11 protein-coding genes are annotated in these 15,585 nt (G+C 53.2%); 2 read left to right on the plus strand and 9 right to left on the minus strand.

The genetic code is table 11. The features are described from left to right. Positions 1 to 34 precede the first annotated feature (34 nt). Entirely contained in the window at positions 35 to 1,594 is a 1,560-nt protein-coding gene (locus tag WCT94_RS08740) for an MFS transporter (RefSeq protein WP_336869118.1), read from the minus strand. 302 nt (positions 1,595 to 1,896) lie between these two features. Beyond that, a complete protein-coding gene (locus tag WCT94_RS08745) occupies positions 1,897 to 2,787 on the minus strand; it encodes a LysR family transcriptional regulator (RefSeq protein WP_336869119.1) in 891 nt (296 codons plus the stop codon). 169 nt (positions 2,788 to 2,956) lie between these two features. Between WCT94_RS08745 and WCT94_RS08750 the strand changes: the two genes are divergently transcribed. Beyond that, on the plus strand, positions 2,957 to 4,375 hold the full coding sequence (locus WCT94_RS08750; RefSeq protein ID WP_336869120.1) for a coniferyl aldehyde dehydrogenase: 1,419 nt from the start codon (positions 2,957 to 2,959) through the stop codon (positions 4,373 to 4,375). A gap of 47 nt (positions 4,376 to 4,422) precedes the next feature. Beyond that, complete coding sequence (locus WCT94_RS08755) at positions 4,423 to 5,100, plus strand: type 1 glutamine amidotransferase domain-containing protein (protein ID WP_336869331.1); 678 nt, start codon at positions 4,423 to 4,425, stop codon at positions 5,098 to 5,100. Positions 5,101 to 5,190: 90 nt separating this feature from the next. On the opposite strand, the gene WCT94_RS08760 is transcribed toward WCT94_RS08755, so the two are convergent. The 7 genes from WCT94_RS08760 to relA form a co-directional block, all read right to left on the minus strand. Continuing rightward, a complete protein-coding gene (locus WCT94_RS08760; RefSeq protein WP_336869121.1) occupies positions 5,191 to 6,267 on the minus strand; it encodes an ABC transporter substrate-binding protein in 1,077 nt (358 codons plus the stop codon). Positions 6,268 to 6,272: 5 nt separating this feature from the next. Then, entirely contained in the window at positions 6,273 to 8,459 is a 2,187-nt protein-coding gene (locus WCT94_RS08765) for a TonB-dependent receptor (protein WP_336869123.1), read from the minus strand. A 455-nt stretch (positions 8,460 to 8,914) separates the two neighbouring features. Continuing rightward, positions 8,915 to 10,210, minus strand: a complete 1,296-nt coding sequence (eno, locus tag WCT94_RS08770; protein ID WP_336869124.1) for a phosphopyruvate hydratase — start codon at positions 10,208 to 10,210, stop codon at positions 8,915 to 8,917. A gap of 98 nt (positions 10,211 to 10,308) precedes the next feature. Continuing rightward, positions 10,309 to 11,946, minus strand: a complete 1,638-nt coding sequence (gene pyrG, locus WCT94_RS08775) for a glutamine hydrolyzing CTP synthase (RefSeq protein ID WP_336869126.1) — start codon at positions 11,944 to 11,946, stop codon at positions 10,309 to 10,311. 226 nt (positions 11,947 to 12,172) lie between these two features. Further along, on the minus strand, positions 12,173 to 12,985 hold the full coding sequence (gene mazG, locus WCT94_RS08780) for a nucleoside triphosphate pyrophosphohydrolase (RefSeq protein WP_336869128.1): 813 nt from the start codon (positions 12,983 to 12,985) through the stop codon (positions 12,173 to 12,175). A gap of 81 nt (positions 12,986 to 13,066) precedes the next feature. Beyond that, entirely contained in the window at positions 13,067 to 13,234 is a 168-nt protein-coding gene (locus WCT94_RS08785) for a hypothetical protein (protein WP_161494299.1), read from the minus strand. A 75-nt stretch (positions 13,235 to 13,309) separates the two neighbouring features. Then, entirely contained in the window at positions 13,310 to 15,547 is a 2,238-nt protein-coding gene (relA, locus tag WCT94_RS08790) for a GTP diphosphokinase (RefSeq protein WP_336869130.1), read from the minus strand. Positions 15,548 to 15,585 lie beyond the last annotated feature (38 nt).

Consider the following 15,585-nt stretch of genomic DNA (forward strand, 5'->3'; position numbering starts at 1 on the left):
TCCAATTGAGTTATCAGTTAACAGTTCAATACAGTTACGACTGCGTGGCGTGCGTGACCGGCTTGTCGCCTTTATGGCGGTTCAGGTAGCCGATGTTGTTGTTGCCCCACAGCGATTCATACGGCATACCAGCCAGCATTTCGACCGTTGCCCGCGCCTGCGGCGTAATCTTTTCCGGTACAGGGCGTCCGGCTTCGCGCATTTTCAGCGTTTCTTCCCGCAGCACGCTGTGCGTTTGCAGATTGAGTTTAAAGCGCAGAGAAACCAGGAAACCCAGTGCCAGCACGCCCACGGTGCCAACGCTCAAAATCATCAGAATCGTGTGGCTGACGCCCGGTGCCTGTACGCTCTGCCCGGACACAAAGCCGGATAGCTGCAATACCACGCCCACCAGCATCACCGCCCCCGCCTGAGAGGCTTTACGAGTCAGCGTCATAATCCCGGCGAAGATCCCTTCGCGACGCTGTGCGGTGATCACTTCATCCACGTCGGCGATGTAAGTGTAGGTATTCCACGGCACGTAGTTGATCCCGCCGCGCCCGATGCCCGCCAGCGCAGAAATCAACAACAGCAGAGAGAAGGTATCATGCAGGCCGCTGTACCACAGAACCGCGTAGGAGAAGGCGCTCAGACCGAACAGGCACACGACTAAACGGTAAGACGGCGCGGGCCCAAAGCGGATACATAGCGGAATCATGCCAATCACCGCGATGAATTGCAGAATCGCCATCGTTCCCATCAGGTTAGACGCCATCGTTGGGCTCTGCATCAGCACAAAGACCACGTAGTACGTGAACACGGCGTTAAACACGTCCTGAGCGATATACCCACCCAGATACATACCCAGATGCTGGCGGAAAATACGAATGCGCAGCGTTGAGAGCAGTTCGATGTTCAGCCGTTTCAGGCTTTGGCCTAACGTCAGAGACTGACGTTCTTTCTCCGCCCGTAGCGATGCTTCCGACATCTGATCCCGCGGGCGTTCCCAGGTAAAGAAATAGACCAACGTCAGCACCAGCGCACAGATAACGGAGAACACCAGACTCGAGTAGAAGAAAGAAACAGCGTTATCTTTGCCAAAGTAGCCCAGCAGGATACCCGGCAGAAACGCGGCTAAAATGGCAGACAGCTGCGCCAGAGCGATACGTGCGCCGGAGAACTTGGTTTTCTGTTTGAAATCGTCGGTCATTTCCGGCACCAGCGTTTCATACGGCACCAGCACCATCGTGTAGACGATATCGAACAGCAGGTACGTCAGCAGATAGTACCAATAGCCCATGTCCCCGACCCACATGAAGCTGTAGCTGAACACACAGGGAATACCGAGCAGAATAAAGAACTTACGGCGTCCAAAGCGTTTGCCCAGCCAGGTGGAACCGAAGTTATCGGTCAGGAAGCCCATCAGCGGACTGACGACGGCATCGAGCACGCGTGCCATCGCAAAAATAAAAGTGGCCTCAATCGGCGTCAGGCCACAGAACGTGGTGTAAAAATAGAGTAACCAGGCGGCCGTCAGCGCCGTTGTACCAGCACCAAGAAAGTCTCCTGAACCGTAGGCTAAATAGTTAGCCAAACCGATCTTACGCGTTTTCATCGCCATCCTTCCCCGAACATTTTTAATTATGAAGGTGTCACGCTGATACGGTAGCGCCCGGCGATCGTGAAAACCTTTGCGCTTTTGCCACCACGCGCCCCGCGCTGGCAGCACAGGGAAGATCGGTGCGATCCGCGTCAAAGATTTTATAAAAAGCCATTTTAACTGAACGAAACCCGCAGTTCGTTTATGGCGATCACAGGATGAAAGAAGGGAAGTCAGGGGGAAGGCAGGCCGTATCGTCAATGGACGCTGCCTCGTGACACCTTGAAAAATAGTGCTTTCTGTAGCAGAGAATGGCGTTATTCCGCGTGCTGTAATCGCCACAGGAAAGTCTGCCGCGCATGGGCTAAACGCGGCTGGCGCAGCGCGCCTGGCACCCAGGCCAGATAGTAATCCAGCTGTGTAGTACCGACGGGGGGCGGGATAATCGCAAGTTTCCCGGCATCCAGCAGATCCTGACATAAATACACCGGCATGACCGTCCAGCCAAATCCGCTGGTCAGCACGCGACGCAGCGCACGCAGATCCTGGCTCACCACGGCAGGCACCAACCCCTTATCCTCCATACGGTTCTTCTTCAGCCAGTGATCAATCAGGGGAAGCTCAAGGTCATACGCCAGCATCGCTTCCTGCGCCAGCGCCTGTGGCAAGTCACCGGCCTGCAATAGCCGTTCGACAATCGCAGGTGCCGCCACCGCCTGTAGCGTCGCACTCTTCAACAGATCGCTTTTCAGCCGCTTATCCGTCACCGGGTGCGCCGTTATGCCCAAATCACAGTGTCCTTCCAGCAGCATCTGTTTAATCAAATCACCGTCGCCGGTATGCATATGCACCCGCACGCCCGCCTCAAGCAGCGGCAATAGCTGCTCAGACACCACTTCCGCCATGAAATCCGCATGGCCAATGATATGCAGCGTCCCCGCGACGTCCATTGATCTCGCACGGGCAGAGGCCAGTGCCGCCTCGGCTTCATCGAGCTTGTCCCCCAGATCCGCCGCTAAGTCGTCTGCCGCCGACGTTGGCGTCACGCCGTTCGCCTGACGTTCAAAGAGACGCCGCCCCACCGCCACCTCCAGCCCGGCAATGTGCTGCGACACTGCTGGCTGTGTGAGATTCAGCGCACGCGACGCGCCGCTAATCGAGCGCTGCCGATAGACTTCCACAAATGTGCGTAGACGGATGAGTGACATACGAGACCTATAGAGACTGAGATATAAAATTATTTATACCCCCCGAATAATAATCTTGTTGGCGGACGGATCAACCCCTGCCGTATCCTTTATCCCATCCTAAGTGACCCGGAAATCCCGGCTAACTTTCTGTTTTCTCTGGTACTCGACGAATAAAAGAGGACACAACATGTCGACACAACAATCCAAAAAGGATTTACAAGCCATCCTGAATACGATGAAGCGTGCTCACATTGCATCTGGCCCCGCCGATGCCGCACGGCGTAAAGATCGCTTACAGCGCAGCATCAATTTGATTCGTGAAAACCACATCGCGCTTGCACAGGCCATGAGTGAAGATTTCGGCCATCGTAGCCTATATCACTCCTTCGCCGCTGATGTCGGCACTACGTTGAAGATGCTACAGAACGCCATCGACAACGTTGATCGTTGGATGCAGCCAGAACCGGTTGATGAACCCGCTCCCGGCATGCAGGCGTGGATTCAGCATCAGCCTCTGGGCGTAATTGGCGTCATCAGCCCGTGGAACTTCCCAGTGAACCTGTCATTTGGTCCGCTGGCTGACATTTTTGCTGCCGGTAATACCGCGATTCTGAAACCGTCAGAACTCACACCGCGTACGTCTGAACTGCTGGCGGAACTGATTGCCCACTATTTCGACCCGCTGGAATTGGCTGTGGTACTGGGTGATGCGGAAATCGGTCAGGCATTCAGCGAGCTGCCGTTCGATCATCTGGTCTTCACCGGCAGCACTGCCGTGGGGAAACACGTGATGCGCGCGGCGGCAGAGAATCTGGTGCCGGTCACGCTAGAATTGGGTGGAAAATCACCAGTCGTGATCGATAGCAGCGCAGATATCACCGAAGCGGCTGCGCGTACGTTGACGGTGAAAACCTTCAACGCCGGACAAATCTGCCTGTCACCGGACTACGTTCTGCTGCCCGAAGGTCAGGAGCAGGCATTCCGCGATGCCGCGAAAGCCTTTATGCAGAAAAGTTTCCCGACGTTACAGGCGAACCCGGATTACACGTCTATCATTGCTGACAGACATTACGAGCGCCTGATTCGTATTCTGAAAGAGGCTGAACAGCAAGGCGCAACCGTCGTCAGTCTGGCACCGGAAGGCGAAGCCCCCTACGATGCTAAAAGCCGCAAAATTGCGCCACATCTGGTGTTCGGCGTCCATGACGATATGACGATCATGCAGGAAGAAATTTTTGGCCCGCTGCTGCCGGTTAAAACCTATCAGACAGCAGAAGAACCGATTCACTACATCAATGCGCATCCACGCCCGCTGGCAGCGTATCTGTTCAGCAACGATGACGCTATGCAGCAGCACTTCGCTGCCAGAACGACATCAGGCGCGCTGGTCATCAACGATGTGATGACACACGTGTCTATCGACACGCTCCCGTTCGGCGGTGTTGGCGCATCCGGCATCGGTGCCTACCACGGCATCCACGGATTCCGCCGCTTCAGCCATGCCAAACCGATTGTCATACAGAGTGAAGATGGCGCGTCTAACCTGACGTTGCGTGCGCCTTACCATGAGAAACAAGACGCGATTGTCGCCGCCCTCAAAGGGTAATCGGCAGCGATTCACCGGCTCATCCTGCAACCATAGAGAGAAAAATGATGAAAATTTTAATGGTACTGACTTCTCACGACAAACTGGGCAACACCGGCAATAAAACCGGCTTTTGGCTGGAAGAGTTTGCTGCCCCTTATTACACCTTTAAAGATGCAGGCGCAGAGTTGGTACTCGCCTCCCCTGCTGGCGGCCAGCCGCCTCTCGACCCGAAAAGCGATCTGGCCGATTTTCAAACCGAGCTGACGCATCGTTTTAAAGCAGACTCTGCCGCACAGCAGGAACTGGCCAATACGGTAAAACTCGATACCATCAGCGAACAGGATTTCGATGCAGTCTTCTATCCCGGCGGCCACGGCCCGCTCTGGGATTTGGCGGAATCACCCGTCTCTATCGCGCTCATCGAAGCCTTTGTACGCGCCAACAAGCCGACTGGTTTTGTCTGCCACGCACCGGGCGTCCTGATTCATGTGAAAGCAGAAAATGGCGACGCCTTGATTAAAGGCCGCAAAGTAACAGGCTTCACCAACGGTGAAGAAGAAGCGGTTCAGTTGACGGACGTAGTGCCTTTCCTGATTGAAGATGAATTCAAGAAACTGGGTGGACTATACGAAAAAGGCCCCGACTGGGCACCGTACCTCGTTGAAGACGGCAAGTTGATCACCGGTCAGAACCCGGCAAGCTCGGAAGTCGTTGCTAAAGCGATTCTTAAGCAACTGGCTTAACCCGCGCTATACCCTCATTTGTCTGTGTCTAAAAAAACAGGGCCGCATCATAACGCTGATGCGGCCCTGTCATTAAATAATCCACCTCGGTTAAGGTGGGGACAAAATTGAATCCACCTGCTGTGCGGTTAAATCGATACCGTAAAAACGCTGATAAAAATCATGCGTCTCTTTTGCCATATCAATGTGCTGCATCTGCTGTGGGTACAGCGTTTTTGCCAACCAAAGAAATTGCAGTGCCTGTTCCGACGTTTCCCGACACCACCAGAACATGCCCAGCGGGTTCGCATAAACACGCCCCTGTTTTACCGCCCGTAGCTGCTGCCACTGCGCATCCTGACGGATCGCCTTCGCATCCTCAGCCCGCATCGTAATAATCACATCAGGATCGGCCTGAAAAACCTGTTCGAGCGATACGGGTGCGGTTGTCACTCCAGCACCGCTAAACCACGGTTCCGCCACGTTGATCGCGCCGCCCAGATCCATCCAGTCCTGATTCAACGAGGGGAGTCCCGATGTCGTTAACGGATCGCCAACCGCATGGTAGACCTTTACACGCTGCCGCGGCGGAATGCGCTGGACAACCTCCGTCACGCGCCTGACGTTGTCCTGATAGTAGGCGGCGAAATCCTGTGCCCGACGCGATGCTTCCGGCCCCAGAATCTCACCGGTAATCAGCGTGCGTTCGACCATCGCTGCCAGCGAGTTGTAGCGAAGCGGTACGATGGCAATACCGGCTTTATTCAGCGCTTCGGCTTCCGCAACTGGCACGCTGTCCGACACGAAAAAAACCTGAGCACGGCGTGCGATCAGCGCCTCGGTATTAATTCCCATGCTTCCGCTCTGGGAAACCAGCGAAGCCTGCGTAATAGACGGCACAAACTGGCGGAATAACGGCATATCGCGCACCAGCTTCGTCGTACCGACAATACGATCGCCATAGCCGAGCATCGCCAGTATCGAGTTTTGCGCATTCCATGAGGTGGCAACTCGCTCAACCGTCGCGGGCACCGTCACCGTGCGATCGCCGTAATAGTGAATCGTCCGCTGCGCGGGTTCAGGCATTTCCGCCTGAACCTGATGCACGCCGGAAAAACTCACCGCCAGCAGCACTAACGCATTGAGTAAATACTCGCGATAGCGCGTGGTAAGGTTACGTTTCTGCATCACACTCACCAGTCAACGGTCAAAGAAGCGCGGATTTCACGCGGATCGCCAACGAACGCACTGGAGCCTCGATTTTCCCCGTTCTGACGATAAGGGAAGAGCGAGCTCCAATAATGTTCATTGGTGACGTTATTGAGCGAAACGCGAAACGCTGCCGGCTTGTCGTACAGTTTGAAGCCGTAGCGTGTACCCAGATCCAGCGTCATATAGCTATCTACCCACGCTGTATTGGTGTTATTAGCCACGCGTTTACCGGTGTAGTGGAGGTTCGCGATATAAACCATATTGGGGTAAGACGGATGACTATATTCCGTCAGCAGATTAGCCTGAAACTTCGGTACCCCAACCACCCGTTTATTCGTCGTCGCCTCAATCCCTGTATCCGTCAACTTAGGATCCAATAACGTCATGCCGCCATAGACATGTAAACCGGAAAATACTTCACCATCCGCCATCAGCTCTAACCCAGTATTAACCTGCTTGCCTTGCTCTTTGAAAACGTTATCAGCGGGATCAACATAAGCGAAAGGTCGCTCCAGACGGAATACTGCCGCATGCAGATTCACCCCATCCCACTGTGATTTCACGCCCGCTTCATATTGGGTGCTGCGGTAAGGCTTCAGCGCCTGCGCTTTGTTCACCGCGCTATTAGGAGCAGTATCCCCCTGCTCCAGAGAATCAGCATAAGCGACATACGTCATTACGTTAGACAAGGGCTTGTACATCAGCGACACCGTCGGGCTGGTGCCCGTCGCGCGTTGCACACTACCTTTAGTGAAGTTGCGTGAGGTCAACCAGCTTTGGCTCAGCACACCCATCGCCGACCAGCGATCGTTGAAGGTGATGGTATCGCCTGCGGTGATAGCCTGTTGACTATCGCGGCTATCTTTATTATGACCGGAACCCGCATAAAAACGTCCATCGCTGGGGTCGTTATAGCGCTGCGGCGCATTGATGGGGGTGGTCCCTAGCGTATAATTATTAGGGCCGCCGGGAGAAGAAAACATCGTCCATTGGTATCCGGTGGTACTGAATACCACATCGTGGGAAGGCCCGTCCGTATCAATATGGCCGTTCAACTGCAACGTATTGCTCAGAACCCGGAAGCGCCCGGATGAGTATTGCCGCTCCAAAGTGGTTTCCACATCCCCTGATGGCAAAATATTATGCGACAGCGAACGCATGCCGCGATCGGCGACTTGATAACCCACCCCACCCGAAGCGTACCAGTTATTATTAAAGTAGTGTTTCAGACGGGTACTGGCCGTTTTCGTTATCAGATCGAGGCCAGCAAAGCTTTGTCCGTATCCCTGTTTCGTAATATCCGGCGCTTTGGGTAGCTGCATCGTCGGCCCATAGGCAAAATCACCGGCATAGCCCATTTTCCTGAAGCGATATTCGCTAGCGTTAACTTCCAACACCGTATCGGGCGAGAGATTCCAGTCAAACGCCACGCTGGCTAATTGCCGCCGCAACGTGCTGTTGCTGATACTCCCTTCGCCTTCATCGTGTAGGAGGTTGATACGATAGCCGAACTGGTTTTCATCCCCCACATGTCCGCCCAAATCAGCATGCCCCATCGCGGCACCTTTACCGGAATAGCCTACGGTAAAGCGGTTTAACGTCTGCGCCGTTGGCCTTTTCTGCGTGAAGTTAAACTGTCCGGCTGGGCTGGCAGGTCCATACAATGCGCCAGTCAGGCTGTTAATCACATCCAATCGCTCCAGCATCTCAACCGGAAAGGCGGTAGTGGAAATAATGTTTAATCCATCCAACCGGCTGTTTGCCAATACATTCCCCTGCATACCGCGACTCTGTGGACGGCCTACGTCAATACCACCCCGCGCCTGCATCTGGCTGGACGAGTTGTATTTCAGGAGATCGTTAACGTTCTTCGCCTGCTGGTTGGCAATCATGGCTTCCGTCACGGTCGTGGTCGAGTACGGCGTATCCAGCCGTGAACGTTTACCCAGCGGTCCGAGCTCCACATCATCGGTCGTCATCCCTGCACCAGCCAGATTCGCATTCGCCTCACTGCGCTCTGCCTTAACGACCATAACGTCAGCCGCTTTTGCCTTTTCGCCGTCTTTACTCGTTATCGGTTCGGCGCTCAATACCGGTGGAACAACCACCATTAATGCTGGCAATAACCACTGTGCTTTTTTTCTATTATTTTTTCTTGGGGCTTTCATCCGCTATATCCCTGTTGGTCAATATCATGTCAATTATCGATATGTAATTTTTTATATATCGCCACATACTATACAGACATGACAAAAAGAAAATAAGGAGAGCGATAGAGGGATTTATTTTATAAAATTTTGAATTTTAAAAATTAAAATATAAAAACGAGGCGTATAACTGATACCCCAAAGTGGGCAGCAGATATCCAAGAAAAGGAAGGGACAGAGCGTTTTTCAACGTTGCGCAGCAATGGTCAGAAGGGTGGCAGAAGGGAGATGTCCGTCATAAAAAAACGTCGGGAACGTTTTTCAACGTTGCGCAAGCAACGGCCCGAAGGGTGACGGACAAGGATGTCCGTCATAAAAAAATCCAGAAACGTTTTCACGCTTCTGGATTTTCAGGGTTAATCACGTTGGCGTATGTCAGGCCGTTTTCTCCGCGGCTTGAGACACCAGAAACGTAATTACTGGCCTTTAACTTCTTTCAGACCGTTGAACGGTGCAGCATCACCCAGCGCTTCTTCGATACGAATCAGCTGGTTGTATTTAGCAACGCGGTCAGAACGGCTCATAGAACCGGTTTTGATCTGGCCAGCCGCTGTACCTACTGCCAGGTCAGCGATGGTGGCATCTTCAGTTTCGCCTGAACGGTGAGAGATAACAGCCGTGTAGCCTGCGTCTTTCGCCATTTTAATTGCAGCCAGCGTTTCGGTCAGAGAACCGATCTGGTTGAATTTGATCAGGATGGAGTTAGCGATGCCTTTCTCGATACCTTCTTTCAGGATCTTGGTGTTGGTTACGAACAGGTCGTCACCAACCAGCTGGATTTTGTCGCCCAGAACTTTAGTCTGGTATGCGAAGCCAGCCCAGTCAGATTCGTCCAGACCGTCTTCGATAGACACGATTGGGTACTGTTTGGTCAGATCTTCCAGGAAGTGGGTGAATTCTTCAGAGGTGAACGCTTTGTTGCCTTCGCCAGCCAGAACGTATTTACCGTCTTTGTAGAATTCAGACGCGGCACAGTCCATCGCCAGCGTGATGTCTTTGCCCAGCTCGTAGCCTGCAGCTTTTACCGCTTCAGCGATAACAGCCAGCGCTTCAGCGTTGGAACCCAGGTTAGGCGCGTAGCCACCTTCGTCACCCACAGCTGTACCCATACCTTTGGATTTCAGAACTTTAGCCAGAGTATGGAACACTTCAGAACCCATACGGATGGCTTCTTTCAGGGTTTTCGCGCCAACAGGCTGAATCATGAACTCTTGGATATCAACGTTGTTATCCGCGTGCTCGCCGCCGTTGATGATGTTCATCATTGGCAGTGGCATAGAGTATTTACCTGGGGTGCCGTTCAGTTCAGCGATGTGAGCGTACAGCGGCAGGCCTTTTGACGCAGCAGCAGCTTTAGCGGCAGCCAGAGACACAGCCAGAATGGCGTTAGCGCCGAATTTGGATTTGTTGTCAGTACCATCCAGGTCGATCATGATCTTGTCGATGTTCGCCTGATCTTTCGCGTCTTTACCCACAACAGCTTGAGCAATCGGGCCGTTAACAGCGGCAACGGCTTTCGTTACACCTTTGCCCAGGAAACGGGATTTGTCACCGTCACGCAGTTCCAGCGCTTCGCGAGAGCCAGTAGAAGCTCCTGATGGCGCAGCAGCCAGACCTACAAAACCACCTTCCAGATGAACTTCCGCTTCAACAGTTGGGTTTCCGCGTGAGTCGATGATTTCACGGCCGATGACTTTAACAATTTTGGACATTAGATTTTCCTCAGTACAAGTTAAACTAAAACTTTAGACAGAACTAAAACCCTAGACGAGCAACGCGCGATAGCGATCGCGCGTTGCTGATATAACTCTTACTTCACCTGACGCTTCTGGTACGCGCCAGCGGCTTTCACAAAGCCGGCAAACAGGGGATGTCCATCTCGCGGCGTTGACGTGAATTCCGGGTGGAATTGACAGGCAACGAACCAGGGATGATCGGGTAATTCAACAATCTCCACCAGTTTGCGGTCGGCGGAAAGACCAGCAACCCGTAATCCCGCCGCTTCAATCTGTTTCAACAGCATGTTGTTCACTTCATAACGATGACGATGACGTTCGATAATCGTCTGCTCACCGTACATCTGACGTACCAGACTGCCTTCGGTCAGATGGCATTGCTGCCCGCCAACGCGCATGGTGCCGCCCAGATCGCTGGCTTCATCACGGACTTCAACATTGCCATTCTCATCACGCCATTCCGTGATCAGCGCAACCACTGGGTACTTACAGTCTGGCATAAACTCCGTTGAGTTTGCGCCTTCCATTCCGACAACGTTACGGGCAAATTCCATTAATGCGACCTGCATCCCCAGGCAAATGCCCAGATAAGGGATATTGTTCTCACGGGCGTAACGCGCCGCCATGATTTTCCCTTCGACGCCGCGATAGCCAAAACCGCCTGGAATCAGGATAGCGTCTAAATCTTTCAGTACGTCGACACCACGGGTTTCGACATCCTGCGAGTCGATCAGCTTGATATTCACCGTCAGGCGATTCTTCAAGCCACCGTGTTTCAGCGCTTCAATCACGGATTTGTAAGCATCCGGCAGCGCAACATATTTGCCGACCATACCGATAGTGACTTCACCGCCCGGATTCGCTTCTTCATACACAACCTGTTCCCATTCTGACAGGTTTGCTTCAGGGCAGTTCAAGCTGAATCGTTTACAAATATAATCGTCCAGCCCTTGTGATTTCAATAGCGACGGGATTTTATAAATCGAATCAATGTCTTTAAGGGATATTACTGCTTTTTCCGGCACATTACAGAATAAAGCAATTTTTGCACGCTCATTGGCAGGCACGGTGCGGTCAGAACGGCAAATCAGCACATCAGGCTGAATACCGATGGAAAGCAGTTCTTTAACGGAGTGCTGCGTCGGCTTGGTTTTCACTTCGCCCGCCGCCGCCAGATACGGCACCAGCGTCAGGTGCATAAACAGCGTGTGCTCACGACCTACTTGTACCGCCATCTGCCGAATCGCTTCAAGGAACGGTAAGGATTCGATATCACCGACAGTTCCGCCGATTTCGACCAGAACGACATCGTGGCCTTCGCCACCTTCAATGATGCGCTCTTTAATCGCGTTGGTGATATGTGGGATCACCTGAATGGTCGCGCCCAGATAGTCGCCACGGCGCTCTTTGCGCAGGACATCAGAGTAGATACGGCCAGTGGTGAAGTTGTTGCGGCGCGACATTTTGGTGCGGATGAAACGCTCGTAGTGACCCAAGTCCAGATCGGTTTCAGCGCCGTCTTCGGTGACAAAGACTTCACCGTGTTGCGTCGGGCTCATCGTGCCCGGATCCACGTTGATGTACGGGTCCAGTTTCATGATGGTAACGTTGAGGCCACGGGCTTCGAGAATAGCCGCCAGAGAGGCTGCGGCAATGCCTTTACCCAGAGAGGAAACGACCCCGCCGGTCACAAAAATATAATTAGTTGTCATGCTGAACCTGAGAGTTTAGGTTTAAAGACGATGGAAGTACCAAGACGGGAAAGTAGTATACCTGAACCTGATGAGCGCCACAAATGTTCGTTTTACACAATGTGACGATTCCAACACACGCGCAGACAAGGTGAAACCACCCTCACCTCGCCCCACAATTACTTTAAAAAACAATAAAATAAAAACCTTAAAATCAATAAAAAACGGTTTTATCGATGAAAAAGGATTAATGACTGATTTCCTGTTTTTTCACCTGCTGCCACGCGGCTTCCATTTCGTCCAGCGTTGCCTGTTCCAACGTCTTTCCCGATGCCGTAACGATTTGTTCTACTTCACGAAAACGGCGAGTGAACTTACGATTCGCTGCCTGTAACGCATTCTCGGCCTTGTGTCCCAGATGACGAGAGAGATTGACTGTGGCGAATAATAAATCACCAATCTCTTCACCTAATTTTTCTTCATCGACAACGGCTTGCCGCGCCTCAAACATGACCTCATCGATCTCTTCATACACTTTATCGAGCACCGGCCCCAGACTATCCCAATCGAAGCCAACAGACGCACAACGCTGCTGAATTTTTTGCGCTTTCATCAACGCAGGCAGCGCATCAGGAATATCATCCAGCTGGGAATGACGATCTTTCTCCGCCCGTTCCTGCGCTTTTGTCTGTTCCCAATTTGCCAGCACGGCATCGCTGTCCGTCAGCGTCAGATCCCCAAAAATATGCGGGTGGCGGCGTTCCAGCTTGTCGCTGATGGCATTACACACGTCGGAGAAATCGAATAAGCCCTTTTCCTGTGCCATCTGCGCGTAAAACACCACCTGAAACAGCAAATCCCCTAACTCACCGCGCAAATCATCAAAATCCTGACGGCTGATGGCGTCCAGCACCTCATACGTTTCTTCCAGCGTATAAGGCGCAATAGTGTCAAAAGTCTGTTTCTTGTCCCACGGACAGCCATTTTCGGGATCGCGTAGGGTTTTCATGATGGCGAGCAGACGCTCGACGGGGGATAGATTCGTCAAAGATATGGTCATAATATTCCTGAAAATCAAAAATTATTTTTACGAAGGTTGCAGACAAGCTGGAGAGGTTTCGTGCGCGATATATTCCAACGCTCATTTCCGCAACTGCGTCGCGCCCGACACGGGGCGTCCAATCGACGCCGCCCCGTGACCCCAGTCTTTTACGCGGGAATTACGCCGCTTCGCGGTGCCTTCGGAAATACAGTCATCTGGCGGACCGTCGCTGACGCGTTCCCTACGCGGCAGCGACTTTCGTGGCATCCATGCCACTCATCCTGGATGGCTGTGTTTCCTCAGCGTAATTTTTACGCTTGAGGCAAAACACAAAGCTATCATTTATGCCCCTTGTTGGCGCCGCGCGTCGATCACATCCGGCAGTTGGTTGAGCTTCGCCAGAATGCGGCTCAGCACTTGCAGGTTGTAGATCTCGATATCCATATCAATTGTTGCCAACTGCTGCTTGATGTCGCTGCGGCTGGCGACGCCCAGTACATTGACCTTCTCATTCGCCAGAATCGTGGTGATATCCCGCAATAGGCCGCTGCGATCGTTGGCAATCACCCTCACCACCAGCGAATAGCCGCTGGAGTAGCTTTCGCCCCATACCGCGTCCACAATCCGCTCCGGCGAACTGGCGCGCAGTTCATCCAACTGTTCGCAGTCCGCGCGGTGAATCGAAATCCCCCGACCGCGCGTGATGAACCCGGTGATCTCGTCACCCGGAATCGGCTGGCAGCAACGCGCGATATGGTGCATCAGGTTACCGACGCCTTCTACGACCACGCGACCGTTATCTTTATTGTTACTGCGTACTGGCGGCTGATGCGATTTCTGCGTCAGTTGGCGCAGCGCTTCACGATCCAGTTCTTCCGCACTTGGCTGTTTTAACTGCGATTGCAGGAAATTCACCATCTGGTTCAGACGAACATCGCCACCGCCGATAGCAGCCAGTAGTTCATCCAGCGAATTCACGTTGTAGCGCGGCAGCAGCAATTTCTCCGCCGCTTTCAGGCTGATCCCCAGATGCGCCAGTTCGTCGTCCAGAATCTGCCGTCCCGCCAGTATATTCTTGTCGCGATCCTGCTTGCGGAACCAGTTCTGGATCTTGGAACGTCCACGGCTGGTGGTGATATATCCCAGATTCGGATTCAGCCAATCGCGGCTCGGGTTCGGCTGCTTCTGGGTAATAATTTCAATCTGATCGCCCATTTGCAGCTGGTAGGTAAACGGCACAATACGTCCGCCAATTTTCGCCCCAATGCAACGATGCCCGATATCGCTATGGATGTGATAAGCGAAATCCAGCGGCGTGGAACCGGCCGGGAGATCCACCACATCGCCTTTCGGCGTAAAGACATACACGCGATCGTCAAATACCTGACTGCGAACTTCATCCAACACGTCGTTCGAATCAGCCACCTCTTCCTGCCAGGCAAGCAGTTTACGCAGCCAGGCAATGCGTCCTTCATAGCCGGAGCGCCCGCCCACGGAGGTGCCTTCTTTGTATTTCCAGTGTGCCGCCACGCCCAGCTCGGCATCTTCATGCATCTGGCGCGTGCGAATCTGGATTTCAAGCGTCTTCCCACCCGGCCCTAGCACCACGGTGTGAATGGACTGATAGCCGTTTGGTTTCGGGTTGGCAACGTAATCGTCAAATTCGTCCGGCAAATGGCGATAGTGGGTATGCACGATACCCAGCGCCCCGTAGCAGTCCTGCAAGCGCTCAACGACAATACGCACCGCACGCACATCGAACAGCTCATCAAACGACAGCGCTTTTTTCTGCATCTTGCGCCAGATGCTGTAGATATGCTTGGGACGGCCGTAAATCTCTGCCTGCACGCCCTCTTCTTTCATCGCATCGCGCAGCGTTTTGACAAAATCATCAATGTACTGCGCGCGATCGATGCGGCGCTCGTGCAGCAGTTTGGCGATTTTTTTATATTCATCCGGGTGCAGGTAGCGGAAGCAGAAATCTTCCAGTTCCCACTTCAACTGCCCGATGCCCAGGCGGTTCGCCAACGGCGCGTAGATATTGGTACACTCTTTGGCCGCCAGCACCCGTTCTTCTTCCGGGGCATCCTTCACTTCACGCAGGTGGGCGATCCGCTCGGCGAGTTTGATGACCACGCAGCGGAAATCTTCCACCATCGCCAGCAACATGCGACGGATATTATCGACCTGCTCAGACGCGCCAGAGTCATTCTGCGTTGCTTTGAGCTGGCGAATTGCATCCATATCGCGCACGCCATGCACCAAATCAACGATGTTTTTACCAAATGCGGCTTCCAGCGTCGCCTCATCGACCACGCCTGCATCCGCCAGTGGAAAGAGCAGCGCCGCGCGCATGCTGTCATTGTCCATACTGAGCGTGGACAGGATTTCCACCATTTCAATGCCGCGCCACAGCAGTAGCGATGCATCGGAGTGATCTTGCGTTTGCTGCTCACAGTAACGCCAGGTTTCGGCTAAACGTTCACACGATTGCTGGCTGGAAATACCCAGCGAAGCAATCCACGCGTCAGGGACAAATTCACCTGCCGTATTCAAATGCGCACTTCTTACCGCAACCATAATTTCTCCCTACGTTACCCTTCACCTTGCAAACGACG

The organism is Pectobacterium sp. 1950-15 (genome assembly GCF_037136835.1).
In the GTDB taxonomy this organism is placed as follows: Bacteria; Pseudomonadota; Gammaproteobacteria; order Enterobacterales; family Enterobacteriaceae; genus Pectobacterium.

What these genes read in the sequence shown, in the direction of transcription:
- WCT94_RS08785 (WP_161494299.1), bottom strand. Translation starts at nt 13,234, where the DNA reads ATGCCACGAAAGTCGCTGCCGCGTAGGGAACGCGTCAGCGACGGTCCG.
- WCT94_RS08750 (WP_336869120.1), top strand. Translation starts at nt 2,957, where the DNA reads ATGTCGACACAACAATCCAAAAAGGATTTACAAGCCATCCTGAATACG.
- WCT94_RS08745 (WP_336869119.1), bottom strand. Translation starts at nt 2,787, where the DNA reads ATGTCACTCATCCGTCTACGCACATTTGTGGAAGTCTATCGGCAGCGC.
- WCT94_RS08760 (WP_336869121.1), bottom strand. Translation starts at nt 6,267, where the DNA reads ATGCAGAAACGTAACCTTACCACGCGCTATCGCGAGTATTTACTCAAT.
- relA (WP_336869130.1), bottom strand. Translation starts at nt 15,547, where the DNA reads ATGGTTGCGGTAAGAAGTGCGCATTTGAATACGGCAGGTGAATTTGTC.
- WCT94_RS08740 (WP_336869118.1), bottom strand. Translation starts at nt 1,594, where the DNA reads ATGAAAACGCGTAAGATCGGTTTGGCTAACTATTTAGCCTACGGTTCA.
- WCT94_RS08765 (WP_336869123.1), bottom strand. Translation starts at nt 8,459, where the DNA reads ATGAAAGCCCCAAGAAAAAATAATAGAAAAAAAGCACAGTGGTTATTG.
- pyrG (WP_336869126.1), bottom strand. Translation starts at nt 11,946, where the DNA reads ATGACAACTAATTATATTTTTGTGACCGGCGGGGTCGTTTCCTCTCTG.
- mazG (WP_336869128.1), bottom strand. Translation starts at nt 12,985, where the DNA reads ATGACCATATCTTTGACGAATCTATCCCCCGTCGAGCGTCTGCTCGCC.
- WCT94_RS08755 (WP_336869331.1), top strand. Translation starts at nt 4,423, where the DNA reads ATGAAAATTTTAATGGTACTGACTTCTCACGACAAACTGGGCAACACC.
- eno (WP_336869124.1), bottom strand. Translation starts at nt 10,210, where the DNA reads ATGTCCAAAATTGTTAAAGTCATCGGCCGTGAAATCATCGACTCACGC.